Genomic DNA, 24,798 nt, shown 5'->3' with positions numbered 1-24,798 from the left:
GATGACAGTTACCGGTATTATCGCAGAGTTTAATCCTTTTCATAATGGGCACAAATATCTGCTGGAGCAGGCTTCTGGTCTGAAAATTATCGTTATGAGTGGCAATTTTGTTCAGCGAGGGGAGCCGGCTATCGTGGATAAGTGGACTCGGGCACAGATGACTTTGGAAGCTGGAGCGGATTTGGTCCTTGAGCTGCCTTTCTTGGTCAGCGTTCAGGCGGCAGACTTTTTCGCTAAGGGGGCAGTAGACATCTTAGAGAGACTGGGCATCGAACAGCTGACATTTGGAACTGAGGAAGTGTTGGATTATGAAAGTATCTCTAGGGTCTATGGTGAAAATGCAGAGCAGATGGATGCTTATCTGGCTAGCCTACCTGATTCCCTATCTTATCCTCAGAAGACTCAGGCCATGTGGCAGGAGTTTGCAGGGCTCAATTTCTCAGGCTCTACTCCCAATCATATCTTGGGCTTGGCTTATGCCAAGGCTGTGGCGGGAAGAGATATAAAACTGTGCCCGATTCAACGTCAGGGAGCTGGCTACCATTCCTTATCAGCTAATCAAGAATTTGCCTCTGCAACTGCCCTTCGTCAGAATCTGGATCAGCCAGACTTTCTCAAGAAATTCACCCCAGCCTATCACTTGATTGAAGCGGCTCCCAAGGTGACCTGGTCGGACCTCTTTCCTTATCTCCGTTACCAGATAGTGACCTGTCCAGATTTGACGGACTTTTATCAGGTCAACCAGGAGTTGGCCGTCAGGATTAGAGTGGCCTTGAAAAGCAGTGAAACCATAGAAGAGCTAGTTGAACAGGTGGCGACCAAGCGCTATACCAAGGCTCGGGTCCGGCGTCTGCTGACCTATATCCTAGTCGGAGCTAGGCAAGAAGAGCTTCCGTCAGGTGTTCATATTTTAGGCTTTTCCGAGCAGGGGCGCCAGCATTTGTCCCAGCTTAAGGGAAAAGTTGAACTGGTCAGCCGTATTGGCAAGGAGCCATGGGACAGTTTGACCCAGCAGGCTGACAGGGTCTATCAGCTGGGTAATCCTGCACTTAGGGAGCAGAATTTTGGACGCTTTCCACTACAAAATACTCTTTGATAGTATAGATAGATTTGAGAAATTTACTTGTAAATAGAGAGTGGGACAGAAATCGGTAATTCGTTAGAATTCGATTTCGTCGTCCCACCTCCGCACAGTTGAGTAGGGCTGTAAAAGCTGATGAAATCAGCGTAGTAGAGCCCACTTAACCACTGCGTCTTGCTCGACAATCCAAAGACAATTGAGAGAGTTTGGGATAAAAAGATTTCAGTTTTTAAAAATCTTAATTATTAAGTCCTTCAAATCTATAATTAAATGCGAAAAGCGAACAAAGCAGAATTCTGATTACCAGAAAACTAGTTTTGTTCGCTTTTTATATTTGAGGTCGGCCTTTTGTCCCAGCCTCTTCTTATTCACTAAATCGTAGGAAATATCCATCTGGATCCAAAACCGCAAATTCATGTGGGTAGATAAAGCTATCTCCTACGCGAAATTCTCTTTTTGTCAGCGGACGATGGATGGGATAGTCAGCTTCCAGCAGTTTTTGGTGGAGCTGAGGGACATCTTCGATGCCAAAGGAAATATTGACACCGCGCCCGAAAGGATAGGTCAGTTGGGCTAATTCTTCTGCGCTGCCTTCTTCTAACATGAGCTGGCAGTCTTCAAGCGAGAGGAAGAGAAATTTCTCCTCGGGACGCTCGTATTCGACAGAGAATCCCAGCAAGTCGCAGTAGAAGTGGCGTGACTTGTCGATGTCAGATACCACGAATTCAGGAATGACAGCTTGATAGTCCATTAGCTTTCTCCTTAGAGCTCAATTTCCATGACAATCGGTGTGTGGTCTTGGCGTGCACCAGAGTCAATCATATCAGACTTGGTTACCTTGTCAGCCACGCGGTTGCTGGTCAGCCAGTAGTCGATTCTCCATCCTGTGTTGTTTATTTTAGAAGTCTTGCTGCGCTGCGCCCACCAAGTGTATTGGTTAGGGATATCGCCGTGCAAGTGGCGGAAGGTATCGGTAAAGCCTTTAGCTAGCAGGTTGGTGAAACCAGCACGCTCTTCGTCGGTAAAGCCTGGTGAACGGCGGTTGCTGGCAGGATTAGCCAAGTCGATTTCCTTGTGAGCTACATTATAGTCACCGGTTGCGAGGACTGGTTTTTGTTCATCTAGTGTTGCCAAGTATTCAGCGTATTTGACATCCCAGACCTGACGTTCTTCCAAGCGTTTGAGACCATCGCCAGCATTGGGCGTATAGACCTGAGTGACGAAGAAGTCATCAAACTCCAGTGTAATGATGCGGCCTTCAACATCCATGGTTGACGGAGCGCCGATTTCTGGGAAGGTCACAATGGGTGTCAGTTCTTTTTTGTAGAGAAACATAGTTCCAGCATAGCCTTTGCGGGCTGGCTCTTGAGACGAACGCCAAGTGTTTTCATAGCCTGGGAAGAGCTCTCCTAAAATCTCAAGATGTTTTTTAGTAGGGCCTTTAGCAGAAAGCTTTGTTTCCTGAATAGCGATGATATCCGCATTTTCTGCTTGCAAGGTCCGAAGGACAGCCTGAGAGAGCTGAGCGCGGGCAGAATCACTGGTCAGGGCAGCGTTGAGAGAGTCAATGTTCCAAGAGATGAGTTTCATAAAATGTCCTTTTCTAGTAGAAATTTCCTGAGTTTATTATACCAAAAGATAGAGTTGATTTATAGCAAAGTGATTGTGAGAGGCTTGAAAAGCATGAAAGCTTTTCGACAATAGCTGGTGTATAACATCCTAAATACTCTATTATCACAGATGGCATTGCCCAAATTGATGTCTTGGAAGTTATTGACAAGACTGACGACTGTTTTCTTTTTATAATGGTCTTTTGTTTGGCATGCCGGCCTTGCGGGGGTATTTGTTGGGAGTTTCTTTCTTCTTTTCAACCACTGTGATAAAGCGGGGGTCGCCGTTTGGTAGGGCATAACTGAGGTTGTCTTGAACCTTACTAAAGAGTAGGTTGAGGGCATTTTTTGCTTCCTCTAACTCCTCGGGGGCGTTGGAAGCCTTGAGCGCCAGCAATTTCCCGCCAACTTTCAGGTAGGGAATGGTCAGTTCGGATAGGACCTGCATCCGAGCAACTGCACGGGCAGTGACGAGGTCAAATTGGGCCCGAAAAGCCTTGTCCTGAGCAAAATCTTCTGCGCGGCCGTGGTAGAAGTGAACCTTGTCCAACTCCAGCTCTTCGGCCAGCAGTTTGAGGAAGTTGATGCGTTTGTTAAGGGAGTCAATGATAGTCACATTCAGCTGAGGGCAGATGATTTTCATAGGGAGGCTAGGAAAGCCTGCACCGGCTCCGATATCTAGCAGCTTAAGTTCTTGATTATCAATCAGACCTTGCAAAACGGGCGCAATTGAATCATAGAAATGTTTGAGATAGACTTCATTTTTCTCGGTGATAGCTGTCAGATTGATTTTTTCATTCCATTCGACCAAGAGTTCAAAATAACGCTCAAACTGGTCTTTCTGGTGGTCGGTCAGCTCAATTCCCTGCAGGCTTAGTAGCTTGTAAAATTCTTGCGGTGTCATAGTTTCATCCTTGTTTTCAGTATTCACACCATTATACCATAAAAAGAGGTAAGGTGCCGCTGCCTATCAGCTTCTTTTGTCTCCGAGGATTAGACACTAACTTGCCTTGATTTCCAGAGTTTGTTTTCTAGAAAAGTGAAGAAGCCAGCTCTAGATATTTGACCATTTTGGTGTTTGAATATTACTCAAGCTAAAGCTATTTTATTAGATGACATGTCAAGAAAGACAGGTTGAGCTTTTTTTGTTATAATAGGTGCAATCAAATCATAAGGAGTGTCTTTATTATGTCCATGTTTTTTATTATTATTGCAGTTGTGGCAGTTGTAGCTATTTTCGTGATTTCTGTTTACAATGGTCTTGTTAAAAGCCGTATGCAAACTCAAGAGGCTTGGAGTCAGATTGATGTTCAGCTCAAGCGCAGAAATGACCTGATTCCCAACCTGTTAGAGACGGTTAAAGGTTATGGAAAATATGAGAAATCAACCTTGGAAAATGTTACCCGATTGCGTAACCAAGTAGCTGCTGCTTCATCACCTGCCCAAGCTATGGAGGCTAGTGATGCCCTGACTCGTTCGATTTCTGGTATCTTTGCGGTTGCTGAAAATTACCCAGACCTTAAGGCAAATACAAACTACTTGAAACTTCAGGAAGAGTTGACAAATACAGAAAATAAGATTGCTTATTCTCGTCAGCTTTATAATTCAGTAACCAGCAACTACAATGTCAAAATGGAAACTTTCCCAAGCAATGTCATTGCAGGTATGTTTGGCTTTAAAGCAGCAGACTTCTTGAAGACACCAGAGGAAGAAAAGGCTGTTCCTAAAGTGGATTTTAGCGATTTGGGGTAGGTGACCACTATGTTGTTTGACCAAATTGCCAGCAATAAAAGGCGCACTTGGGTTCTCCTTGTCGCCTTCTTTGCTCTTTTAGCTTTAATTGGGGCAGCTGTCGGCTATCTTTGGCTCGATTCTCCCTTTGGTGGGATGGCCATCGCCTTTATCATCGGTGGTATTTATGCTGTCAGTATGATTTTTCAGTCCACAGAGATTGTCATGTCAATGAACGGTGCGAGGGAAGTTTCCGAGCAGGAAGCGCCTGAACTCTATCACGTTGTGCAGGATATGGCCATGGTGGCTCAGATTCCTATGCCTCGGGTCTACATCGTAGAAGATGCTTCACCCAATGCCTTTGCGACTGGCTCAAAGCCTGAGAATGCGGCTGTGGCTGCTACAACTGGATTGCTTGCCCTCATGAATCGTGAAGAGCTTGAAGGTGTAATGGGGCATGAAGTCAGTCACATTCGTAATTATGATATTCGCATTTCGACGATTGCAGTGGCACTTACAAGTGCTGTCACAATGCTGTCTAGCATGGCTGGGCGCATGATGTGGTTTGGCGGTGGTGGCCGTCGAAGAAATGATCGGGACAATGACAATGGCTTAGGAATTGTTTTGATGATTGTCTCTCTACTAGCTCTTCTTTTGGCGCCGCTTGCTGCAACATTGGTGCAGTTGGCCATTTCTCGTCAACGTGAGTATCTGGCAGATGCTTCAAGTGTTGAGCTGACCCGTAATCCTAAAGGCATGATCAATGCCCTGCTGAAGTTAGACAATAGCCAGCCTATGGAGCACCATGTAGATGATGCTAGTGCAGCCCTTTATATCAATGATCCTAAGAAGAAGAGTGGCTTGCAAAAGCTCTTTTATACTCACCCACCAATTTCTGATCGGATAGAAAGATTGAAAAATATGTAAGAAGGAAGCCCCGGCTTCCTTCTTTCTTGTATGGAAATGCGACGATTTTTACTCTAGTTGTTTTTGAGACTGAGCAGAAAGCAGACACCGCTAAGCAGAGAGAAGACCAACCAAGCGCTCCCCATATTCCACAGACCGAGGCTGGTAAAAATCATGCTTCCTAGCGGAATGGAAAAGGTAAAGAGCATGGTGAGAAAGTTGGAGGTTTGGGCTAATACTTCTGGAGGAAGTTTACTCAGCAGCATGCTGTTGATTTTAGGATTGATTTTTCCAGAGATGTACATGAGAAAGGTAAGAAAGAAAATTCCTAAGAGAGCAGGAGCTTGGAGTAAATTGCTGATGCCTAAGAGGAGGAGAGCTAGCGAGCACCAAACGACGAGTCGCATCAGGGAGAGCTTGGAAAAATAATCATTTGAGAAGGCACTGGCAGAGATAATCCCAAGCACTGTGCAGGACTCGATGACTAGCAGAGACTGGCTCAGGTTTAGCCCCCAAAACGGGTGATCCAATAAATAGAGATTGTAGAGTCCCATGATAGAGCCGGCCAATGCATTTAAGAGGAGGACTTGAAGCAGCACTAGCAGGAAGTTTCCGATTTTTTCTTGTTCAAAAATCATTTGGACATTCTGGTAAAGGTCTTTCATTTGAGTCTTGAAAGGAAGTTTTTGCTCTGTAATAGCTGGGGCGTCATGGGTGAGTTTTTGGCGAATCAGATAGAGAGTGCTTGAGGAGAGCAGGAAGCAAAGGGCGTTGATGAGGGCTACCATAGCGAAATTCTGCTGGCTGATACTAAGTAACCAGACGCCCAAGGCTTGCCCAGCAAAATTTCCTAAAAAAGTGAGAAGTTGAGTGAAAGAGTAAGCTTCCATCAAATCTTTCTCTTCTATATTTTTTTGTAAGATGGGCATCTGTAAGCCACTGCGATAGTCGCTGATAATGTCAGAAAAGATATTGAGAAAGCAGACGGTAGAAAAGGCTAGGTAGGAGGCAGACTTGGTTAGGAGGGCGACTAGGATGAAGAGGAAGGCCTGCAAATAACCTAGATGAATAAGCCAGCGGGCCTTTTGAATGGTTTTGTCAGCTTTCATCCCGACAAAGACTGTGAAAAAGGTAGGAACAAGAACGATAAAATTGGCAATACCAACGGCAAACTTGGGTTGGGGCATGCTAGAAGCAAATACGATAAAAACGATATTATAGATAGAAGAGCCTAGGATATTAAAGATCCGTGAAAAACTGATAAAGGCAAATAGTCTATTTCTTAAAGCAAGTTTCATAATAAATCTCCTTTGGGGACGAATCAATTTCGGAATGTGAAAGAATTCCAACTCGCAATGCATTGGTAGTTATGATTATAGCAAAATGTGGCATGCCCGCAAGGCCTTTTCGCTGACTGGTAGAAGCTCGTAGGCCAAGTGGTAAATATCTGAAAGTGACTTGCAAAGGCTATAAGGTAGCCTATCAAAAGCTGATATATTCTTTTAGATTTTTTTTTATACATGAATGTGATATAATAGATAGGATATGACAAAAGAATTTCATCACATTACTGTACTTCTTCACGAAACGATTGACCAGCTTGATGTTCAGCCAGATGGCATCTATGTTGATGCGACCTTGGGCGGAGCTGGTCACAGCGAGTATCTTTTGAGCAAGCTGGGAGACAAGGGGCATTTGTATGCTTTTGACCAGGATCAGACTGCGATTGACAATGCCAAAAAACGTCTGGCTCCCTATATTGAGCGGGGCATGGTGACCTTTATCAAGGATAATTTCCGCAATCTCAAGACTCGTTTGAATGAAGTAGGGGTCGAGAAGATTGATGGAATTTGTTACGACTTGGGGGTATCTAGTCCGCAGCTGGATGAGCGGGAGCGTGGTTTTTCTTATAAACAGGACGCTCCGTTGGATATGCGGATGAATCAAGAAGCTAGCTTGACAGCTTACCAAGTTGTGAATCAATATCCTTATAACGACTTAGTCCGTATTTTTTTCAAATATGGCGAAGATAAGTTTTCCAAGCAGATTGCCCGTAAGATCGAGCAGGCGAGAGAAATTAAGCCTATCGAAACGACGACAGAGCTGGCGGAGATTATCAAATCGGCCAAACCTGCTAAGGAACTGAAGAAAAAAGGTCATCCAGCCAAACAGATTTTTCAGGCCATTCGGATTGAAGTCAATGACGAGTTGGGGGCGGCCGATGAATCCATTCAGCAGGCCATTGACTTGTTGGCAGTAGGTGGTCGTATTTCAGTGATTACTTTTCATTCGCTGGAGGATCGCCTGACCAAGCAACTGTTTAAAGAGGCCTCAACCGTAGATGTTCCTAAAGGTCTACCCTTCATTCCAGATGATTTGCAGCCTAAGCTGGAGTTAGTTTCACGCAAACCTATTTTACCAAGCAAAGAAGAATTAGAAGCCAATAATCGCGCCCATTCTGCGAAGTTGCGCGTGGCTAGGAAGGTGCATGAGTAAGTTTCATGGCAGAAAGAAAGCAACACCCTATTCAAAAACGGATTCGGAAATTTTCCCGAGTCGAAAAAGCCTTCTATGGCTCCATTATTTTAACAGCGATTATCCTTGCAGTCAGTATTGTGTTTATGCAGACCAAGCTGCTGCAGGTCAATCATGATTTGACTGAAGTAAATGCTCAGATTGAGTCAGAGCAGGCTGAATTGGATAATATTAAGCAAGAAGTGAATGAATTGACACGTTATGAAAGGCTGTCCCAGTTGGCCAGCTCTCAGGATATGAAACTCCAAAAGGGAAATCGTAAGACAGTGAGTACAACCAATGAGTAATAGATTTTTAAAAAACATTCAGCGATATGCTTTAAAAAACAGACAGACACCCGAATACAATCGAAGAAGAGTGGGAAAAAGCATGAGTGCCTTAGCCGTCTTTCTTTTTTTCATTTTCTTGATTAATTTTGCGACCATTATCGGAACAGATCAGAAATTCGGTGTTAATTTGTCAAAAGGTGCCAAGCAAGTGCACCAAAAGACGGTCGTGGTCGCTGCCAAGCGAGGAACGATCTATGACCGCAACGGTGTCCCGATCGCTGAAGATGCAACAACCTACAACATTTATGCTGTTATTGATAAAAATTACAAATCCGCTGCTGGCAAGGTCCTCTATGTAGAGGAGTCGCAGTATGAAAAGGTTGCTGAGATTCTTAATCAACATCTAGGAATGGATAAGGACTATGTTAAGCAGCAGCTTGCGCAAAAGGATTTAAAGCAGGTTTCTTTTGGTTCTCAAGGAAATGGGATCACCTATAGTACTATGAGCTCTATCCGACAAGCAATGGAGAAGGAAAAGATAGAGGGGATTGATTTCACAACCAGCCCTAACCGTAGCTATAGTAACGGTATCTTTGCTTCGCAATTTATCGGTCAGGCTCAGATGCAAGAGGATAAAGATGGTAACAAAACTCTTGTAGGGAAATCTGGTATGGAGCAGTCGCTAGACCGTATCTTGGGCGGTCAGAATGGTCTGGTTACCTATGAAAAAGACAGCAAAGGAAACATTATCCCAGGTTCAGAGGAAGTTTCTGTTAAGACAGAAGACGGAAAAGATGTGTATACAACCCTCTCTGCCCAGCTACAGACATACTTGGAAACGCGGATGGATGCCTTCCAAGAAAAAGCGAAGGGTAAATTTGTCAGTGCGACTTTGGTCAGTGCTAAGACAGGCGAGATTCTAGCAACGACCCAGCGTCCGACTTATAATGCGGATACCAAAGAGGGCCTGAATGTAGATCATTTGAAAACTTGGAATAGCTTCCTTTACCAGACGCAGTATGAGCCTGGATCAACGATGAAAGTTATGACTCTAGCCTCAGCGATTGATAATGGATCCTTTAATCCAACCGGAACATTCGATAGCTCAGAATATAAGATTGCAGATGCTACCATCCGCGACTGGGATGTGAACATGGGGTTAGCAACAGGACAAGTCCTGACCTATGCTCAAGGCTTTATTTTCTCAAGTAACGTTGGTATGACACGCATTGAGCAGGATATGGGCAATGCCAAGTGGATCGATTATCTATCGAAGTTCAAATTTGGCTTACCGACTCGTTTTGGGATGGGCTATGAAGAATATGGTGCCCTGCCGGCAGATAATGCTGTAACCATTGCCATGAGTTCCTTCGGACAAGGGATTGGGGTAACCCAAGTACAGATGCTACGTGCCTTTTCAGCTGTGTCAAATGATGGTGTCATGTTAGAGCCGAAATTTATCTCTGCTATTTATGATTCACGAACGGGTAGTGCCCGCAAATCTCAGCCAGAAATTGTCGGTCATCCAGTTTCAGAAAAAGCAGCGAAAACGACTCGAAATTATATGATTCAGGTCGGAACCGTTCCTTACTATGGAACCCTGAATATCGGTGGTGAGCCGGTTATCCAAGTTGCTGGGCAAGATGTGGCCGTAAAATCCGGAACAGCCCAAATTGCGACAGATAAGGGCTATTTGGAAGGGGAGAATAATAACATTTACTCCGTAGTAGCCATGACGCCGGCAGAAAGTCCAGATTTCATTATGTATGTCACTGTTCAGCAGCCTGAAGTTAAATTCTCCCCTCTTTTCTGGCAGGAAGTTGTCAATCCAGTCTTGGAAGAAGCTGTGGCACTTAAAGATAGCTTGAATCTAACTGGCGATAGCCCTGCCTTGGAATTGGTTGAAAAAGAAACAACCTACAAAATGCCATCTATTGATGGTTTGACCAAGCAACTGAAGTTGAAAAATCAAATCAGCCCAGGAGGCTTGGCTGATGAGCTTCGCCGCAATCTAGTGCAGCCAATCATTTTAGGAACAGGTAGTGAAATCAAGAAGATTTCTGTAAAAGAAGGGCAAGAACTAAAAGCCAATCAACAGATTTTGATTTTAAGTGATAACTTTGAAGATTTGCCAGATATGTATGGCTGGACCAAGGAAAATGTGGAGCAATTTGCTGAATGGCAAGGGCTGGAAGTCAATTTTAAAGGCAAAGGCTCAAAAGTTGTCAAGCAGAAGGAGAAGGTCAATACAGACCTGAAAAAATTGAAAAAAATAACCGTTACATTGGGAGACTAGCATGTTAACAGCAATTATTGCAGGAATTCTGACCTTTATCCTAACGCTTGTTGGGATTCCTGCCTTTATCCGTTTTTATCACAAGGCTCATATTTCAGGCCAGCAAATGCACGAGGATGTTAAGCAGCATCAGGCTAAGGCTGGAACGCCGACGATGGGGGGAACCGTCTTTCTGGTTGCTTCTGTTTTGGCTAGTTTTGTGACAGCTTTACTTTCCCAACAACTGTCCAACGGCTTGATTATGATTCTCTTTATCTTGCTTCTCTACGGAATCGTTGGCTTTTTGGATGATTTCCTTAAGGTCTTCCGTAAGATCAACGAAGGCCTGAATCCTAAGCAGAAACTAGCTCTGCAGCTGGTAGGGGGAGTTATCTTTTACTTCTTCTACAATCAGCACGGGGCAGGTGACTCTCTCAATGTCTTTACGATTCCAGTGCAGCTAGGCTTCCTCTATATCTTCTTTGTCCTCTTTTGGCTGGTTGGTTTCTCCAACGCTGTCAATCTGACCGATGGAATTGATGGTTTGGCTAGTATCTCTGTTGCGATCAGCTTGGTGGCCTACGGAGTCATTGCTCTGGAGCAGAAGCGCTTTGACCTTCTGATTGTCATTATCAGCATGATTGGTGGTTTGCTAGGCTTCTTTGTCTTTAACCATAAGCCTGCTAAAATCTTTATGGGGGATGTGGGGAGTCTTGCTTTGGGTGGTATGCTTGCAGCCCTCTCTATTGCCTTGCACCAAGAGTGGACCTTACTTCTCATCGGAATTGTCTATGTCTTTGAAACGACTTCTGTTATGATGCAGGTGGCTTATTTCAAGTTGACGGGTGGCAAGCGGATTTTCCGTATGACGCCAGTCCATCACCACTTTGAGCTTGGTGGCTTTTCTGGTCATGGCCAGCCTTGGAGCGAATGGAAGGTTGACTTCTTCTTCTGGGGCGTAGGTCTCTTAGCTAGCTTGCTGACTTTGGCCATTCTATATTTGTGATATGAAGGTGGGTGTAAGCCCGCCTTTTCTCGTCCTGAGCTGAGCAGAAAAGATATTTTTTTGGTATAATAGATAAGATTAAGAGTAAACAGAGGAAAAAATGAAATTTACAGAATTTAACTTTAAAGATTATATTCAGGAAGCCCTCAAGGACCTGAACTTTGTGGAGGCGACAGAGGTTCAAGAAAAGCTGATTCCGGTGGTTTTATCTGGCCGAGACTTGGTTGGGGAGTCCAAAACGGGATCAGGTAAAACCCATACCTTCTTGCTGCCTATCTTCCAGCAATTAGATGAAGAGGCGGACAGTGTCCAAGCGGTGATTACAGCACCCAGCCGAGAATTAGCAACCCAGATTTATCAGGCAGCTCGTCAACTGGCTAGCTTTTCGGAGCAAGAAATTCGAGTGGCTAATTATGTCGGCGGAACTGACAAGGCCCGTCAGATTGGAAAGCTAGAGTCTAGCCAGCCCCATATCGTCATTGGAACGCCGGGGCGGATTTATGACTTGGTTGAGTCAGGTGATTTGGCTATCCACAAGGCTCACACCTTTGTCGTGGACGAGGCTGATATGACGCTTGATATGGGCTTTTTGGAGACGGTCGACCGGATTGCGGCTCGCTTACCTAAAGACCTGCAGTTTTTGGTTTTCTCGGCTACTATTCCGCAGAAGCTCCAGCCTTTCTTGAGAAAATACCTGTCTAATCCGGTCATGGAGCAGATTAAGACCAAGACGGTGATTGCCGATACCATTGATAACTGGCTCCTGTCAACCAAGGGGCGGGATAAGAATGCCCAGATTTATGAGATTAGTCAGCTCCTCCAGCCTTATCTGGCGATGATTTTTGTCAATACCAAGACTCGAGCGGATGAATTGCAGGCTTATCTGACTGCGCAGGGTCTAAAAGTAGCCAAGATTCACGGTGATATCCCGCCGCGGGAGCGCAAGCGTATCATGAATCAGGTCAAGAATCTGAATTTTGAATACATAGTGGCGACGGACTTGGCAGCTCGAGGGATTGACATCGAGGGGGTCAGTCATGTCATCAATGATGCCATTCCACAGGATTTGTCTTTCTTTGTCCATCGTGTTGGTCGGACTGGACGAAATGGCCTTCCCGGCACAGCCATTACCCTTTATCAGCCGAGTGACGATTCAGATATTCGAGAGTTGGAAAAGCTGGGCATCAAGTTTACTCCTAAGATGATTAAAAATGGGGAATTTCAAGATACCTACGACCGAGATCGCCGTGCCAATCGGGAGAAGACCAAGGAAAAGCTGGACACAGAAATGATTGGTCTGGTCAAGAAGAAAAAGAAAAAAATCAAGCCAGGCTATAAGAAGAAAATCCAATGGGCGGTTAATGAAAAGCGCCGCAAGACCAAGCGAGCTGAAAATCGTGCACGTGGTCGAGCAGAACGCAAGGCTAAGCGCCAGACATTCTAGCCATAAATTCTTTCTATGGACGATATAGAAAAATTATATTTTAAAGACCAGTGAAACTATGATAGACTAGGATTACTGGTCTATTTTATTGTCATTTCCCACTTAGCTATTAAAGGTTTAAAGATTATCTATTCTTGATGCCAAATAGTTTGCATCTGGGGCAAATTATGATAGAATAATGCATTATCGAGAAAGAGAAGTAATTAAAATGTTTACAACTTATATCCTAGCTGCAAACTGGTATGAAGAGCTCTTGAAGCTCCTTCCAGACGGCAAATTATTTAGTTTACGGGCTGTTTTTGATGCCATTCCAGCGATTCTGAAAACCTTACCTGTCACACTTTTGTTGACACTGGGTGGTGCATTTTTCGGCATTATCTTGGCCATGATTTTCGCAGTGGTCAAGATTAACCGCACAAGAATTCTGTATCCTATTCAGGCTCTCTTTGTGAGCTTCCTCCGTGGGACGCCCCTTTTGGTTCAGCTCATGCTGACCTATTTCGGGATTCCGCTCCTGCTGAAAGCCATCAATCAAAAGTATGGGACGGCTTTTAATATCAATGCCATTCCTGCCTCAGTCTTTGCAATTATTGCCTTTGCTTTCAATGAAGCGGCCTATGCCAGTGAGACGATTCGGGCAGCCATTCTTTCGGTAGATCCGGGTGAGATTGAAGCAGCTCGCAGTCTGGGAATGACCAATCGCCAAGTTTATCTGCGGGTCATCATTCCTAATGCAGCAGTTGTGGCAACACCGACTCTGATCAACTCCCTCATTGGCTTGACCAAAGGAACATCTCTGGCCTTTAGTGCGGGTGTCGTAGAAGTCTTTGCCAAAGCTCAGGCTATCGGTGGCTCCGATTATCGTTATTTTGAGCGCTTTATTTCCGTTTCCATTATTTACTGGATTGTCAATATCGTGATTGAGCAAATCGGTCGTGCGATTGAAAAAACTATGGATATCAAGGCGCCAGCCAATCTGGACAAAATGGAGCAAGCGCAAGGAGGTAGGATTTGATGATTAAAATTTCCCAGTTAAGTAAGGAATTTTCTGGCCAAAAGGTCTTGGATAACCTGAGTTTGGAAATTCAAAAAGGCGAAGTCATTGCTCTAATAGGCTCCTCAGGTGCTGGCAAATCAACCTTCCTGCGCAGTCTTAATTATCTGGAACGGCCAGACAGCGGAAGGATTGAAATTGATAACTTCAAGGTGGATTTTTCAACCATTTCACCAGATGAAATCTTGACTCTGCGTCGAAAATTGGCCATGGTTTTCCAACAGTTCAATTTATTTTCCCGTCGAACGGCTCTGGAAAATGTCAAGGAAGGTCTGCTGGTAGTTAAAAACTTGTCTGACCAAGAGGCGACTAAAATTGCCAAGGAAGAGTTGGCAAAGGTGGGCTTGTCTGATCGTGAGAATCATTATCCCAAGCATTTATCAGGCGGTCAAAAACAGCGGGTGGCTTTAGCGCGGGCCTTAGCCATGAAGCCAGATGTTCTTTTGCTAGATGAGCCGACCTCAGCCCTTGACCCAGAGCTAGTCGGTGAGGTAGAGAAATCCATTGCTGACGCTGCCAAAGCAGGACAAACCATGATTCTGGTCAGCCATGATATATCTTTTGTTTCTCAGGTAGCAGATCGAGTACTTTTCTTGGATAAGGGCCATATTATCGAGTCAGGTAGTCCAGAGGAGATTATCAATCATCCCAAGGAAGCGAGAACCAAAGAATTCTTTGCTAGTTACAAACGGACTTATATTTGATATAATAGAAAAAGTGAAAGCTCAGTTGGCTAGACCAGCTGGGTTTGTTTTCGACTAGAACCTTTTTAAGGCAACTGATTATTTAGGAGCTGACATGTTAATTAAAATTTTTTCTCTCTATATCCAAAGTCTCATTTATACGACGATTCTGGTAGGACTTGCCGATGGTTTGTGGCTTTTATTGCAGCGGCTCGGTCGCAAGGATCGGACGCTTGCGGTAGGTCAAAGCCAAATTTACGATCTTCTTTTGATTACAATTATGACGATTCCAATCTTGTCTTTTGCGATTTTTGGCTTACTGGTTGTTCTCAAAGCTTAAATACTTGTAAAAGATGCGCTAGTTTGTTAGAATAACTGTAGTTACAACAAAGAGAAAGGAAAAAGATGATGTACGATACAATGATTATTGGAGCTGGTCCTGCGGGAATGACAGCAGCCCTCTATGCAGCTAGAAGCAATTTAAAAGTGGCCTTGCTGGAACGCGGTATTTACGGCGGCCAGATGAATAATACTGCGGAGATTGAAAATTATCCCGGTTATGCTCGTATCAGCGGACCAGAGCTGGCTGAAAAGATGTTTGAACCCTTAGAAAATCTAGGTGTAGAACATCTATTTGGTCAGGTTGAAAAGATTGAAGACCATGGCGACTTTAAGAAAATCATTACTGAGGATGAAGTCTTTGAAACCAAGACAGTGATTTTGGCTCCTGGCGCCAACCATCGTCATCTAGGAGTTACTGGAGAGGAAGAATACAATAGCCGCGGCGTTTCCTACTGTGCGGTCTGCGATGGTGCTTTTTTCCGTGGTGAGGATCTCTTAGTGGTCGGAGGTGGCGATTCTGCCGTTGAAGAAGCGATTTTCCTCACGCGCTTTGCAAAGTCTGTGACCATTGTTCACCGTCGTGACCAACTACGGGCGCAAAAGCTCTTGCAGGAGCGGGCCTTTGCCAATGAAAAAATCAGCTTTATCTGGGATTCCGTTGTAAAAGAAATCAAAGGAGATGACCGTAGGGTAACCAGTGTGGTTTTTGAAAATGTAAAAACGGGACAAATCAGCGAGTCAGACTTTGGCGGCGTCTTTGTTTATGTCGGCCTAGATCCTGTTAGCGACTTTGTCAAAGATCTGGGTATTTGCGATGAAGCTGGCTGGATTGTGACGGATCAACATATGAAAACAGCTATTGACGGCATTTATGCTATTGGTGATGTCCGTCAGAAAGACCTACGCCAAATCACCACAGCTGTTGGAGATGGAGCAGTCGCAGGCCAAGAAGTTTATAAATACATCACAGAACATTAAAGAGGAAGAGGTTGGGATAAGATCAAAAATGAATCATTTTTTGGTCTTTCCCAGCTCTTTTTATTTTTGTTTACGAATTACATAATAGAAAGAATAGGTTTCGATTCAGTTTTGGATTAAACGATACAAATCTGTTACCAATTTGTAATAATTGTCCTATTATGCTACAATAAAGGTGTGCAACTCTAAAAAGGATGGAGAAAGCGTATGAAAACAAAAGGATTAGTTTATCTAGCTAGTACAGCTATTTTATTAGCAGCCAGTGCTAATAGCGTTTTTGCTGACGAAACAAATCAAGCAGCAAATGATAGACAGCAAACGGAGCCTTCGGTTGCTGTGACCAATCGAGATGCTGGCAAACAGTCTGATCTAGCTAGCAAGCCTTTAGAAGTAGATTCTGAGACAAAGAAAGATAGTGGTGTATCTGAGGCTTCTTTAGGCAAAGACGAAAAAGTCGCTTCAAGTTCCTCTGAAAAGGAGGATAACTCGTCAATTGAACAGCCTAAGAACGATTTGGCACCAGTCCCTTCTGAAAACATTTCTTCAGGGAGATCTTCATTTAGATCTGTGACAGCTTCTTCTGATAAGCCACAAGAGGCAGAAACAAGAGCAGAATCTGAGCCAAAAGCGAGAGTTTCTCGGGCAGCTGATGACAAGCCTCAAGGCACTATCAATATTACAAATGTGGATCCAAATGCTGGTACTTTCGATGTGCATGTAACCAATATCTCATCCCCTAAGCCTATTAAAAAAGTCGCCCTACCAACTTGGTCCAGCGTGAATGGTCAGGATGATATTATCTGGTACGATGCTAAACGACAAGTGGATGGCACCTATAAAATTAGCGTTACAGCTCGTGACCATAAGATGTCCACAGGTGAGTACAATATCCACCTCTATTATCTCTTGGAAGATAATCAGTTGGTCGGTGTAGGCGGTACAAAAACAACGGTTACCATCGGCAAACCACAAGGAAAAATTGATATTGTCAATAATAATCCAGACACAGGTAGTTTCGATGTTGTTGTCTCAGGAGTTTCTAATCCTTATGGTGTGAAAAAAGTTGTTGTTCCTGTTTGGTCTAGTGTCAATGGTCAAGACGATCTAGTTTGGTACGAGGCGCAGCGCCAGACCAATGGCAACTACACTGTCACAGTCAAAGCTTCCCACCACAAGAACTCTCTAGGTGAGTACAATATCCATCTCTATTATGTTCAGGATAATGGCCAGTTGGTCGGTGTAGGTGGTACAAGGACTACAGTTTCTAAGGCTCAGCCTAAAGGAACGCTGAAAATTGAAAACAATAATCCGGATACGGGCAGCTTTGATGTTGTTGTTTCTGGTGTTTCTAGTCCTTATGGCGTCAAGGAAGTCAAGTTACCAACTTGGTCCAGCGACAAAGGTGGTGATGACCTGATATGGTACACAGCAGTCAAGCAGGCGGATGGTACTTATCGAGCAACTGTCAAAGCAGTAAATCATAAGAAATCAACAGGCGAATACAATGTCCATCTCTACTATATTCAAGATGATGGTCAGCTGGTTGGTGTAGGTGGGACTCGAACAACAGTTAGCCTATCTCACCCTAAAGGAACCTTGAAAATTGAGAACAACGATCCAGCTACTGGTAGCTTTGATGTCGTTGTCTCAGGAGTCTCCAATCCTTTTGGTGTCAAGGAAGTCAAGTTGCCGACTTGGTCTAACGATAAAGGTCAAGATGATCTAGTCTGGCACACAGCAATCAAGCAGGCCGATGGCACCTATCGGGCTCGTATCCAGGCTCGGGATCACAAATATTCTTTGGGGGACTACACTGTTCACCTTTACTATATTCAAGATGACGGCCAACTAGTCGGTGTAGCAGGCACCCAGTTCAGTTTAGCAGCTAAGCCTAAAGGAACTTTGAAAATTGAGAACAACAACCCGGATACGGGCAGCTTCGATGTTGTTGTGTCTGATGTTGTCAGTCCTTTTGGCGTCAAGAGTGTACATCTGCCGATTTGGTCTAGTGATAAGGGTGGAGATGACCTTGTTTGGTACACAGCGACCAAGCAGTCCGATGGTACCTACAGGGCTAGCATTCAAGCTCGCAACCATAAGATGTCTACTGGTGAGTATCATATCCACCTTTACTATCTTCAAGATAATGGCCAGATGATTGGGGTTAGTGGCACAACAACCACTGTTTCTGTCGCTAAACCAAAGGGAACTCTCACGATTGCCAATAATAATCCAACAACAGGTAGTTTTGATGTTGTCGTGAGCGGAGTGAGCAGTCCAGAGGGAGTTCGTGAAGTGCTTCTGCCAACTTGGTCTAGCGTCAATGGTGGAGATGATATTATCTGGTATCGAGCTGTCAAGCAGTCTGATGGTACCTACAAGATGAATATTAAGGCGAGCGACCATAAATATTCTACAGGTGAGTATAATGTCCATCTCTATTATGTAGGGAATAATGGCCAGTTGGTCGGAGTTGGAGGAACCAAGACGACCGTATCTCTAGGAACCCCGAAAGGTAAGCTGACTATCCAGAATAATAATCAACAGACAGGCACCTTTGAAGTGGTGGTTTCTGAAGTCGAGAATGCTTATGGTGTCAAGGAAGTCAAATTGCCAACTTGGTCAAGTGCTAATGGTCAGGACGACATTATTTGGTACACAGCAGTCAAGCAAGCCGATGGTACTTACAAGGCACAGGTCAATCTACGTGACCACAAGTATTCTACAGGCGAATACAATATCCACCTCTACTATGTTCAGAATGATGGCCGTATGGTCGGGGTCGGAGGCACGAAGACAACAGCGAATGTAGCTTCAGAGCACATTAAGCCAACGGGTCAAATCACCATTAAAAATAATAATCCTCGATTAGGCACATTCGAAGTTGTAGTAACCAATGTTTATAGTCCAAAAGGAGTCCAGGAAGTCAAATTGCCAACTTGGTCAAGTGTCAATGGTCAGGATGACATTGTTTGGTATCGGGCTCAAAAGCAAGCCGATGGTAGTTATAAGGCTTTAGTACGCACCTCTAGCCATAAATATTCTACTGGGGAATACAATATTCACCTCTATTATGTTCAAAATGATGGTAGTTTGGTAGGCGTTGGTGGAACGACTACAACAGTCAGCAGAGGAGTTTATGATACGCCATATTATTCACAACGTGATCCTAGATGGGCTGGTTTATATTATGGAAAATATAATTTAGCAGCTACTGGCTGTGTTCCTACCACATTAGCAATGACTATTTCTGGTATTACAGGTCAAACGGTTTTACCAACAACCGTAGCGGACTTCCTTTATCATCATACGGACTCCTTTAACAAAAATGGTCTATTTGGAACGTCAAGTAAGGGGATTGTCCAAGGGGCACAGAACTGGGGACTGACCACAGATGTCTTGCATTCATCAGCAGCCCTTAAAGAAGCTTTGGCAGCAGGTCATCATGTCATGGCGGCTGTTGGTAATAGCGTCTTTGCTAGCTATCCTGTTACCCATGAGATAGTCTTAAGAGGCTATCAAAATGGCCAAACCCAGGTCTATGATCCTTATAATGCTAATAATAACGGTTGGTACTCAGTGGATTATATCTTTGGTTCAAAGAGCGGAGCGCCTGAAGATAATACAGAAGGCTCACCATTTATCTCTGTGAGAGCTTAGATTGTAGCTGGTCACAAAATACTTTATATGGGGCTCTAGCCCACTTTAGTGAACTAACAGTACCTATATTCAGGAGGTTGGGACAAAAGAGTCCTAACCTCTTTTTTATGGCTAGATTGTAAATATCGTACAAGAAAAAAACTCACAGAGCCTCAACTAGTGTGAACTGTAAGTTGCTAGCCCACCAGCTCCACTATGAGATTCTATGAGTTTTTGATCATCATACCATATTGGAAGATGATTTGCGTATTCATCTTGAATGCTTTCAAAAGTGCCAGTTGCAACTTATGCCCTAACGAATGAGTACACTTCCCCAATAATATTTCCATCTTGTTTTTTCAAGGTATTTTTTGAATGCGATCAATTCATCGGACTTATTCTTCAGCACCTCGTCACATACAAAAGGATACAACTTAAATGCCAAATAACTGATTTGGTCCCCCTTCTGTAGCCCTTTGGCACTATTTAGGAGCTCTTCACGTAGCTTTGAGCTAATGATGATACTATCGCTATTATAGATTCTGTCAATCTGTTGGTAGTATTCATCTCTCTTCTTGCGATTTTTAGTAAACATCATAACCAAGATCTCCTTACAACTTTAAATTTATAAATTGGCTAGTTAAAAACAATAAAACTATAAAATGGGGCTCTCAATTCTTGAATAGTATCATCCCAAAATGGGTCACATAATAATAGTATTGTCCTAGTAGATTTGAGAGTTTCCTGCACTTTATAAGACAGGGGTGAACATTTGATTTTATATCATTATAGCAAATATTTCTTTACTTATCAATTTTAAATGTGTAATCGTCAACCAAATTTTGATAATAGAAGTATTAGACATATAGTGTGTTTAAGGAGAACAATTTGCTGATCATTCGCTGCTATCAAAAGCTAGTATAAACGAAGGAAAAAACGTTTTTAAGCTCCGCTAGAAGAAGTTTAAAGAATTGGTCTGGATGGAGTAGATTGCGAATTGAGCAGAGTGATTTGGTCCATAAACCTTTTTCTCTAAGTGCGATTTCCTGCTTCTGCAATTAGCATTTTAAAAAATTCTCTTTTAGTGGTATAATAAGGGTAATATCTTAGAGAAAAGAGTTCATTTATGACAAATTATGCCGTTATTTTGGCTGCGGGTAAGGGTACTCGCATGAAATCAGATTTACCAAAGGTCTTGCACAAGGTGGCAGGGATTTCCATGTTGGAGCATGTTTTCCGCAGTGTCAATGCTATTGAGCCTGAGAAGACTGTGACAGTTGTTGGCCACAAGGCAGAGCTAGTCGAGCAAGTCTTGGCAGGTCAGACAGAGTTTGTCCGTCAGACCGAGCAGCTGGGAACGGGTCACGCGGTTATGATGGCTGAGCCTGTTTTGGAAAATCTAACTGGTCAAACATTAGTTATTGCTGGCGACACTCCTCTGATTACGGGAGAAAGTCTGAAAAATCTGATTGACTTTCATATCAATCACAAGAATGTTGCGACAATCCTGACAGCAGAAGCGGACAATCCTTTTGGCTATGGCCGGATCGTGCGCAACCAGCATGGAGAAGTCATCAAAATTGTCGAGCAGAAGGATGCTTCTGACTTTGAGCAACAAATCAAGGAAATCAATACAGGGACTTATGTCTTTGACAATGCCCGTCTCTTTGAGGCACTCAAAAATATCAATACCAACAATGCTCAAGGAGAATACTATATTACAGATGTGATTGGCATTTTCCGCGAGAATGGTGAAAAGGTCGGTGCTTATACGCTGAAAGACTTTGACGAAAGTCTCGGTGTCAACGACCGCGTGGCTTTGGCGACAGCTGAAAGCATTATGCGCCGCCGGATTAACCAGCAGCACATGATTAACGGTGTCAGCTTTGTCAATCCTCATGCGACCTATATCGATATTGATGTAGAAATCGCGCCTGAAGTGCAAATTGAAGCCAACGTGACTCTGAAAGGTCAAACAAAGATTGGGGCAGAGACGATCCTGACCAATGGGACTTATATTGTAGATTCAGAAATTGGTCAGCGAGCGGTCATTACAAACTCGATGATTGAAGAGTCTAGATTGGCAGATGGAGTGACGGTTGGGCCTTACGCTCACATTCGTCCAGGTTCTAGTCTGGCTAAGGATGTCCATGTCGGCAACTTTGTTGAAGTTAAAGGATCGTCAATTGGAGAAAATACCAAGGCTGGCCATTTGACCTACATTGGAAACTCTGAGGTTGGCGCTAATGTCAACTTTGGTGCGGGTACAATTACGGTCAATTATGATGGTCAGAAGAAATATAAGACTATCATTGGAGATAATGTCTTTGTTGGTTCCAACTCGACCATTATTGCCCCAGTTGAGCTGGGTGACAATTCACTTGTCGGTGCGGGTTCCACTATTACTAAAGATGTGCCAGCAGATGCCATTGCTCTGGGACGTGGCCGTCAGATTAACAAGGAAGATTATGCTAAGCGTCTTCCTCACCATCCTCAAAATAAGTAGGTTCAGCCATGGAATTTGAAGAAAAAACCGTCCAACGGACGGAGATTTATCAGGGACCGATTTTTAAAGTGGTTCAGGACCAGGTAGAGCTGCCAGAGGGCAAAGGCCAAGCTCAACGGGATTTGATTTTTCATAATGGCGCAGTGGCTGTGATTGCTATCACCCCAGAAAATAAGATGATTTTAGTCAAGCAGTACCGCAAGGCAATTGAAGCGACTTCTTACGAGATTCCAGCTGGTAAGCTTGAGCTAGGAGAGAATGCAGATCCGCAAGCGGCTGCCCTCCGAGAATTAGAAGAAGAGACCGGCTACACTGCTCAGCTGGAGTTGGTCTATGATTTCTACTCTGCCATCGGTTTTTGCAATGAAAAAATCAAGCTCTACAGCGCCAGCCATTTAACAAAGGTCGAAAACCCTCGTCCTCAAGACGAGGATGAAACATTGGAACTTTTTGAGGTCAGTCTGGAGGAGGCGGAGCAGTTGCTGAAAAACGGTGACATCTGCGATGCCAAGACCATCATGGCTCTTCAGTACTGGCAACAAAAAAATCTGAATAAATAGGAACGTAGATCAATGGGAAAAGCTTTATTAACAGATGAAATCATTGAGCGGGCCAATCGTGGAGAACATATTGATGGTCCCTTGCTGATGGACGATGAAGAAACTAAGGTCATTTCTATTGCTAGAAAAGGAACTTTCGGTTATGCTGCTCCACGTCAAGCTGTCAATCAGGATACTCTGCAGATTGAAGTTGAACCGACAGTTATCAAAAGTCGTCGAATCGAAAATCAAAAACGAAGTATTTTTCAGGCTAAGTTAAACAAAATCCTGTTCTGGATTGTGCTTCTTTTGATTGGTTTAATTGCGGCCATTATTTGGCTATGATAAAGAAGGGGAGTGACGGAAACGAGAAAATGAAACTCTGCTTCCTCTCCCTCTTTTTAATGTAAAAAGGAAAGAATGAATCATGAAAATCGGAATTATCGCGGCTATGCCTGAGGAGTTGAAGCTGCTGGTAGAGTATCTGGAGATGGCTGAGAAACACCAGCGCCTAGGGCATGTTTATTATACTGGCCGGATTGGCCATCATGAGGTTGTCTTGGTGGAAAGTGGAATCGGCAAAGTCATGTCAGCCATGAGTGTGGCTGTTTTAGCCAATGATTTTGAGGTGACGGCGGTCATCAATACGGGTTCCGCTGGAGCAGTAGCTTCAGGCTTGGAAATCGGAGATGTAGTAGTGGCAGATCGTTTGGTCTACCATGATGTGGACGTGACAGCTTTTGGCTATGACTACGGTCAAATGGCACGGCAACCTCTCTACTATGAAGCCAGTCGCTACTTGGTTGAGGAGATGAAAGCAGTGCTGGAAAAGAACCAGCAGGTGAGCCAAGTCGGCTTGATTGCGACGGGAGATAGCTTTATCGCTGGGCAGGACAAGATTGACCAAATTAAACAACATTTTCCTGATGTTTTGGCAGTCGAAATGGAGGGAGCAGCCATTGCCCAAGCCGCTCATTCTCTTGGATTGCCTTTTATGGTCATTCGTGCGATGAGCGATACAGCCAGCCATGATGCCAATATCACTTTTGATGAATTTATCATAGAAGCAGGGAAGCGCTCAGCTGAAACTCTCATTCAATTATTGAATAACTTAGAATAAAAAAGACTTCAGAATGATTGTTCATTCTGAAGTCTTTTCGTTTAGGATAAATTTATTTGACGATAGGCTGTTTGTTAGAGTCTAAGGTAAAACCTTCTCCTAAGATTTCATGGGCCTCTGTAATGGTTGTAAAGGCAAATGGATCGATATCATTGATGAGTTTCTTCATTTGCTGCATTTCGTTACGAGAGACAACGCAATAAACGATTTGCAAATCTTGCTTGCTATAGAAGCCCTGTCCTTGCAGATAGGTAACGCCTCTTCCAAGTTTTTCATTGATGGCTTCAGCTAGTTCTATTGGTTTGCTGGTGACAATTAGGAAGCCTTTGCCCGCGAAGCCACCCTCAGCAATCAAGTCAATAACACGAGAGGTGATAAAGACAAACATGAGTGTATAAGAAACCATGCGCAGATCTTTAAAGACTAAAAGAACCAGAGAAATAACGATAAAGTCCACTGTCAGCATGAGGCGGCCCATGGAGATGCTGGTATATTTATTGAATATACGAGCTACGATATCGGTACCACCAGTCGTTCCCCCAGCATTGAAAATGATGCCTAGACCAACTCCAAGAATAATTCCCGTTCCAAGGCAGGCTAGTAAGACATCGCCATCCAAGGAAGAGAAGAAATAGTCTTGTAAATGTTTGGAAGCAGGTAGCAATTCGAATAGTTTAAGCCAAGCTGATACAGAGAAAGTCCCTAAAATACTAAGGTAAAGGGTGCGATTTCCCAGTAATTTCCAAGCGAGAATAAAGAGTGGAATATTGATGACCAAATTGGTGGTTGATACAGGAATCTTGAAGAGGTAGTAGACAATCAAGGTGATCCCCGTTGCTCCCCCCTCATATAAGTGAAAAGGAATCACCAAATAATGAATCCCAAAAGAAAAAATTCCAGCCCCCAGAATGATGGCCAGTACATTTTTAAATTTAAACATCAGACACTCCTAAGAATTTTCTGACTCTATTTTATCAAAAGTTTTCATTTTTGAAAATAATATGAAATAGTTTTCGAGAAATTCTTCTATGGGCTTTTGGGATAATTTTTGGTACAATAAAGCATAGACTAAAATAGGAA

23 protein-coding genes are annotated in these 24,798 nt (G+C 43.7%); 17 read left to right on the top strand and 6 right to left on the bottom strand.

Annotated elements, in window-relative coordinates:
- Position 1: 1 nt before the first annotated feature.
- A complete protein-coding gene (locus tag O3651_RS06375) occupies positions 2 to 1,096 on the top strand; it encodes a nucleotidyltransferase (protein ID WP_371609928.1) in 1,095 nt (364 codons plus the stop codon).
- Between the two features lie 349 nt (positions 1,097 to 1,445).
- Here O3651_RS06375 and O3651_RS06370 read toward each other — a convergent pair whose 3' ends face one another.
- The 3 genes from O3651_RS06370 to rsmG all read right to left on the bottom strand — a co-directional run bounded on the left by O3651_RS06370 (position 1,446) and on the right by rsmG (position 3,595).
- Positions 1,446 to 1,832 (bottom strand): bleomycin resistance protein, encoded by a 387-nt coding sequence (locus tag O3651_RS06370; RefSeq protein ID WP_371609927.1) that lies wholly within the window; start codon positions 1,830 to 1,832, stop codon positions 1,446 to 1,448.
- An 11-nt stretch (positions 1,833 to 1,843) separates the two neighbouring features.
- Complete coding sequence (locus O3651_RS06365) at positions 1,844 to 2,671, bottom strand: exodeoxyribonuclease III (protein ID WP_371609926.1); 828 nt, start codon at positions 2,669 to 2,671, stop codon at positions 1,844 to 1,846.
- A 210-nt stretch (positions 2,672 to 2,881) separates the two neighbouring features.
- Complete coding sequence (gene rsmG, locus O3651_RS06360) at positions 2,882 to 3,595, bottom strand: 16S rRNA (guanine(527)-N(7))-methyltransferase RsmG (protein ID WP_371609951.1); 714 nt, start codon at positions 3,593 to 3,595, stop codon at positions 2,882 to 2,884.
- A 290-nt stretch (positions 3,596 to 3,885) separates the two neighbouring features.
- On the opposite strand from rsmG, the gene O3651_RS06355 reads away from it, so the two are divergent.
- Both O3651_RS06355 and htpX read left to right on the top strand, forming a co-directional pair.
- On the top strand, positions 3,886 to 4,443 hold the full coding sequence (locus O3651_RS06355; RefSeq protein WP_062005658.1) for a LemA family protein: 558 nt from the start codon (positions 3,886 to 3,888) through the stop codon (positions 4,441 to 4,443).
- Between the two features lie 9 nt (positions 4,444 to 4,452).
- Positions 4,453 to 5,349 (top strand): zinc metalloprotease HtpX, encoded by an 897-nt coding sequence (htpX, locus tag O3651_RS06350; RefSeq protein ID WP_371609925.1) that lies wholly within the window; start codon positions 4,453 to 4,455, stop codon positions 5,347 to 5,349.
- A 53-nt stretch (positions 5,350 to 5,402) separates the two neighbouring features.
- On the opposite strand, the gene O3651_RS06345 is transcribed toward htpX, so the two are convergent.
- On the bottom strand, positions 5,403 to 6,626 hold the full coding sequence (locus O3651_RS06345; RefSeq protein WP_371609924.1) for a transporter: 1,224 nt from the start codon (positions 6,624 to 6,626) through the stop codon (positions 5,403 to 5,405).
- Between the two features lie 247 nt (positions 6,627 to 6,873).
- On the opposite strand from O3651_RS06345, the gene rsmH reads away from it, so the two are divergent.
- The 10 genes from rsmH to O3651_RS06295 all read left to right on the top strand — a co-directional run bounded on the left by rsmH (position 6,874) and on the right by O3651_RS06295 (position 19,574).
- Entirely contained in the window at positions 6,874 to 7,824 is a 951-nt protein-coding gene (gene rsmH, locus O3651_RS06340; protein WP_125372060.1) for a 16S rRNA (cytosine(1402)-N(4))-methyltransferase RsmH, read from the top strand.
- A 5-nt stretch (positions 7,825 to 7,829) separates the two neighbouring features.
- Positions 7,830 to 8,150: a cell division protein FtsL gene (gene ftsL, locus O3651_RS06335; RefSeq protein ID WP_005591835.1), complete on the top strand. Its 321-nt coding sequence runs from the start codon at positions 7,830 to 7,832 to the stop codon at positions 8,148 to 8,150.
- Positions 8,143 to 10,428 carry a penicillin-binding protein PBP2X gene (pbp2X, locus tag O3651_RS06330; RefSeq protein ID WP_371609923.1) on the top strand — a complete coding sequence of 762 codons (2,286 nt, stop codon included), beginning with the start codon at positions 8,143 to 8,145 and terminating at the stop codon, positions 10,426 to 10,428. The genes ftsL and pbp2X overlap by 8 nt, the downstream gene beginning before the upstream one ends.
- 1 nt (position 10,429) lies before the next feature.
- Positions 10,430 to 11,413 (top strand): phospho-N-acetylmuramoyl-pentapeptide-transferase, encoded by a 984-nt coding sequence (gene mraY / locus O3651_RS06325; protein WP_371609922.1) that lies wholly within the window; start codon positions 10,430 to 10,432, stop codon positions 11,411 to 11,413.
- A gap of 100 nt (positions 11,414 to 11,513) precedes the next feature.
- Positions 11,514 to 12,857 (top strand): DEAD/DEAH box helicase, encoded by a 1,344-nt coding sequence (locus O3651_RS06320; RefSeq protein ID WP_371609921.1) that lies wholly within the window; start codon positions 11,514 to 11,516, stop codon positions 12,855 to 12,857.
- Positions 12,858 to 13,065: 208 nt separating this feature from the next.
- Positions 13,066 to 13,872, top strand: a complete 807-nt coding sequence (locus tag O3651_RS06315; protein WP_371609920.1) for an amino acid ABC transporter permease — start codon at positions 13,066 to 13,068, stop codon at positions 13,870 to 13,872.
- Entirely contained in the window at positions 13,872 to 14,615 is a 744-nt protein-coding gene (locus O3651_RS06310; RefSeq protein WP_048764972.1) for an amino acid ABC transporter ATP-binding protein, read from the top strand. The genes O3651_RS06315 and O3651_RS06310 overlap by 1 nt, the downstream gene beginning before the upstream one ends.
- Before the next feature lie 94 nt (positions 14,616 to 14,709).
- Positions 14,710 to 14,934, top strand: coding sequence for a DUF4059 family protein (locus tag O3651_RS06305; protein WP_045500825.1), 225 nt, complete (start codon positions 14,710 to 14,712; stop codon positions 14,932 to 14,934).
- A 68-nt stretch (positions 14,935 to 15,002) separates the two neighbouring features.
- Positions 15,003 to 15,914: a thioredoxin-disulfide reductase gene (trxB, locus tag O3651_RS06300; protein ID WP_371609950.1), complete on the top strand. Its 912-nt coding sequence runs from the start codon at positions 15,003 to 15,005 to the stop codon at positions 15,912 to 15,914.
- A gap of 207 nt (positions 15,915 to 16,121) precedes the next feature.
- Positions 16,122 to 19,574 (top strand): GBS Bsp-like repeat-containing protein, encoded by a 3,453-nt coding sequence (locus tag O3651_RS06295; protein ID WP_371609919.1) that lies wholly within the window; start codon positions 16,122 to 16,124, stop codon positions 19,572 to 19,574.
- Positions 19,575 to 19,866: 292 nt separating this feature from the next.
- Here the strand turns inward: O3651_RS06295 and O3651_RS06290 are convergent, their stop codons facing one another.
- Entirely contained in the window at positions 19,867 to 20,151 is a 285-nt protein-coding gene (locus O3651_RS06290; RefSeq protein WP_125379822.1) for a bacteriocin immunity protein, read from the bottom strand.
- 528 nt (positions 20,152 to 20,679) lie between these two features.
- On the opposite strand from O3651_RS06290, the gene glmU reads away from it, so the two are divergent.
- From glmU to O3651_RS06270, 4 genes are all read left to right on the top strand, one after another.
- A complete protein-coding gene (gene glmU, locus O3651_RS06285) occupies positions 20,680 to 22,059 on the top strand; it encodes a bifunctional UDP-N-acetylglucosamine diphosphorylase/glucosamine-1-phosphate N-acetyltransferase GlmU (protein WP_371609918.1) in 1,380 nt (459 codons plus the stop codon).
- A gap of 8 nt (positions 22,060 to 22,067) precedes the next feature.
- Complete coding sequence (locus O3651_RS06280; protein ID WP_371609917.1) at positions 22,068 to 22,619, top strand: NUDIX hydrolase; 552 nt, start codon at positions 22,068 to 22,070, stop codon at positions 22,617 to 22,619.
- A gap of 12 nt (positions 22,620 to 22,631) precedes the next feature.
- Complete coding sequence (macP, locus tag O3651_RS06275; protein ID WP_045500835.1) at positions 22,632 to 22,943, top strand: cell wall synthase accessory phosphoprotein MacP; 312 nt, start codon at positions 22,632 to 22,634, stop codon at positions 22,941 to 22,943.
- 82 nt (positions 22,944 to 23,025) lie between these two features.
- Positions 23,026 to 23,718: a 5'-methylthioadenosine/adenosylhomocysteine nucleosidase gene (locus O3651_RS06270; protein ID WP_371609916.1), complete on the top strand. Its 693-nt coding sequence runs from the start codon at positions 23,026 to 23,028 to the stop codon at positions 23,716 to 23,718.
- Between the two features lie 52 nt (positions 23,719 to 23,770).
- Here O3651_RS06270 and O3651_RS06265 read toward each other — a convergent pair whose 3' ends face one another.
- Entirely contained in the window at positions 23,771 to 24,658 is an 888-nt protein-coding gene (locus O3651_RS06265; protein WP_125390290.1) for a YitT family protein, read from the bottom strand.
- Positions 24,659 to 24,798: the final 140 nt, after the last annotated feature.

It is taken from the genome of Streptococcus sp. 27098_8_73 (assembly GCF_041432495.1).
Taxonomy (GTDB): Bacteria; Bacillota; Bacilli; order Lactobacillales; family Streptococcaceae; genus Streptococcus.
The sequence above is the reverse complement of the archived record's forward strand: the minus strand, read 5'-3'. Positions and strand labels throughout refer to the sequence as shown.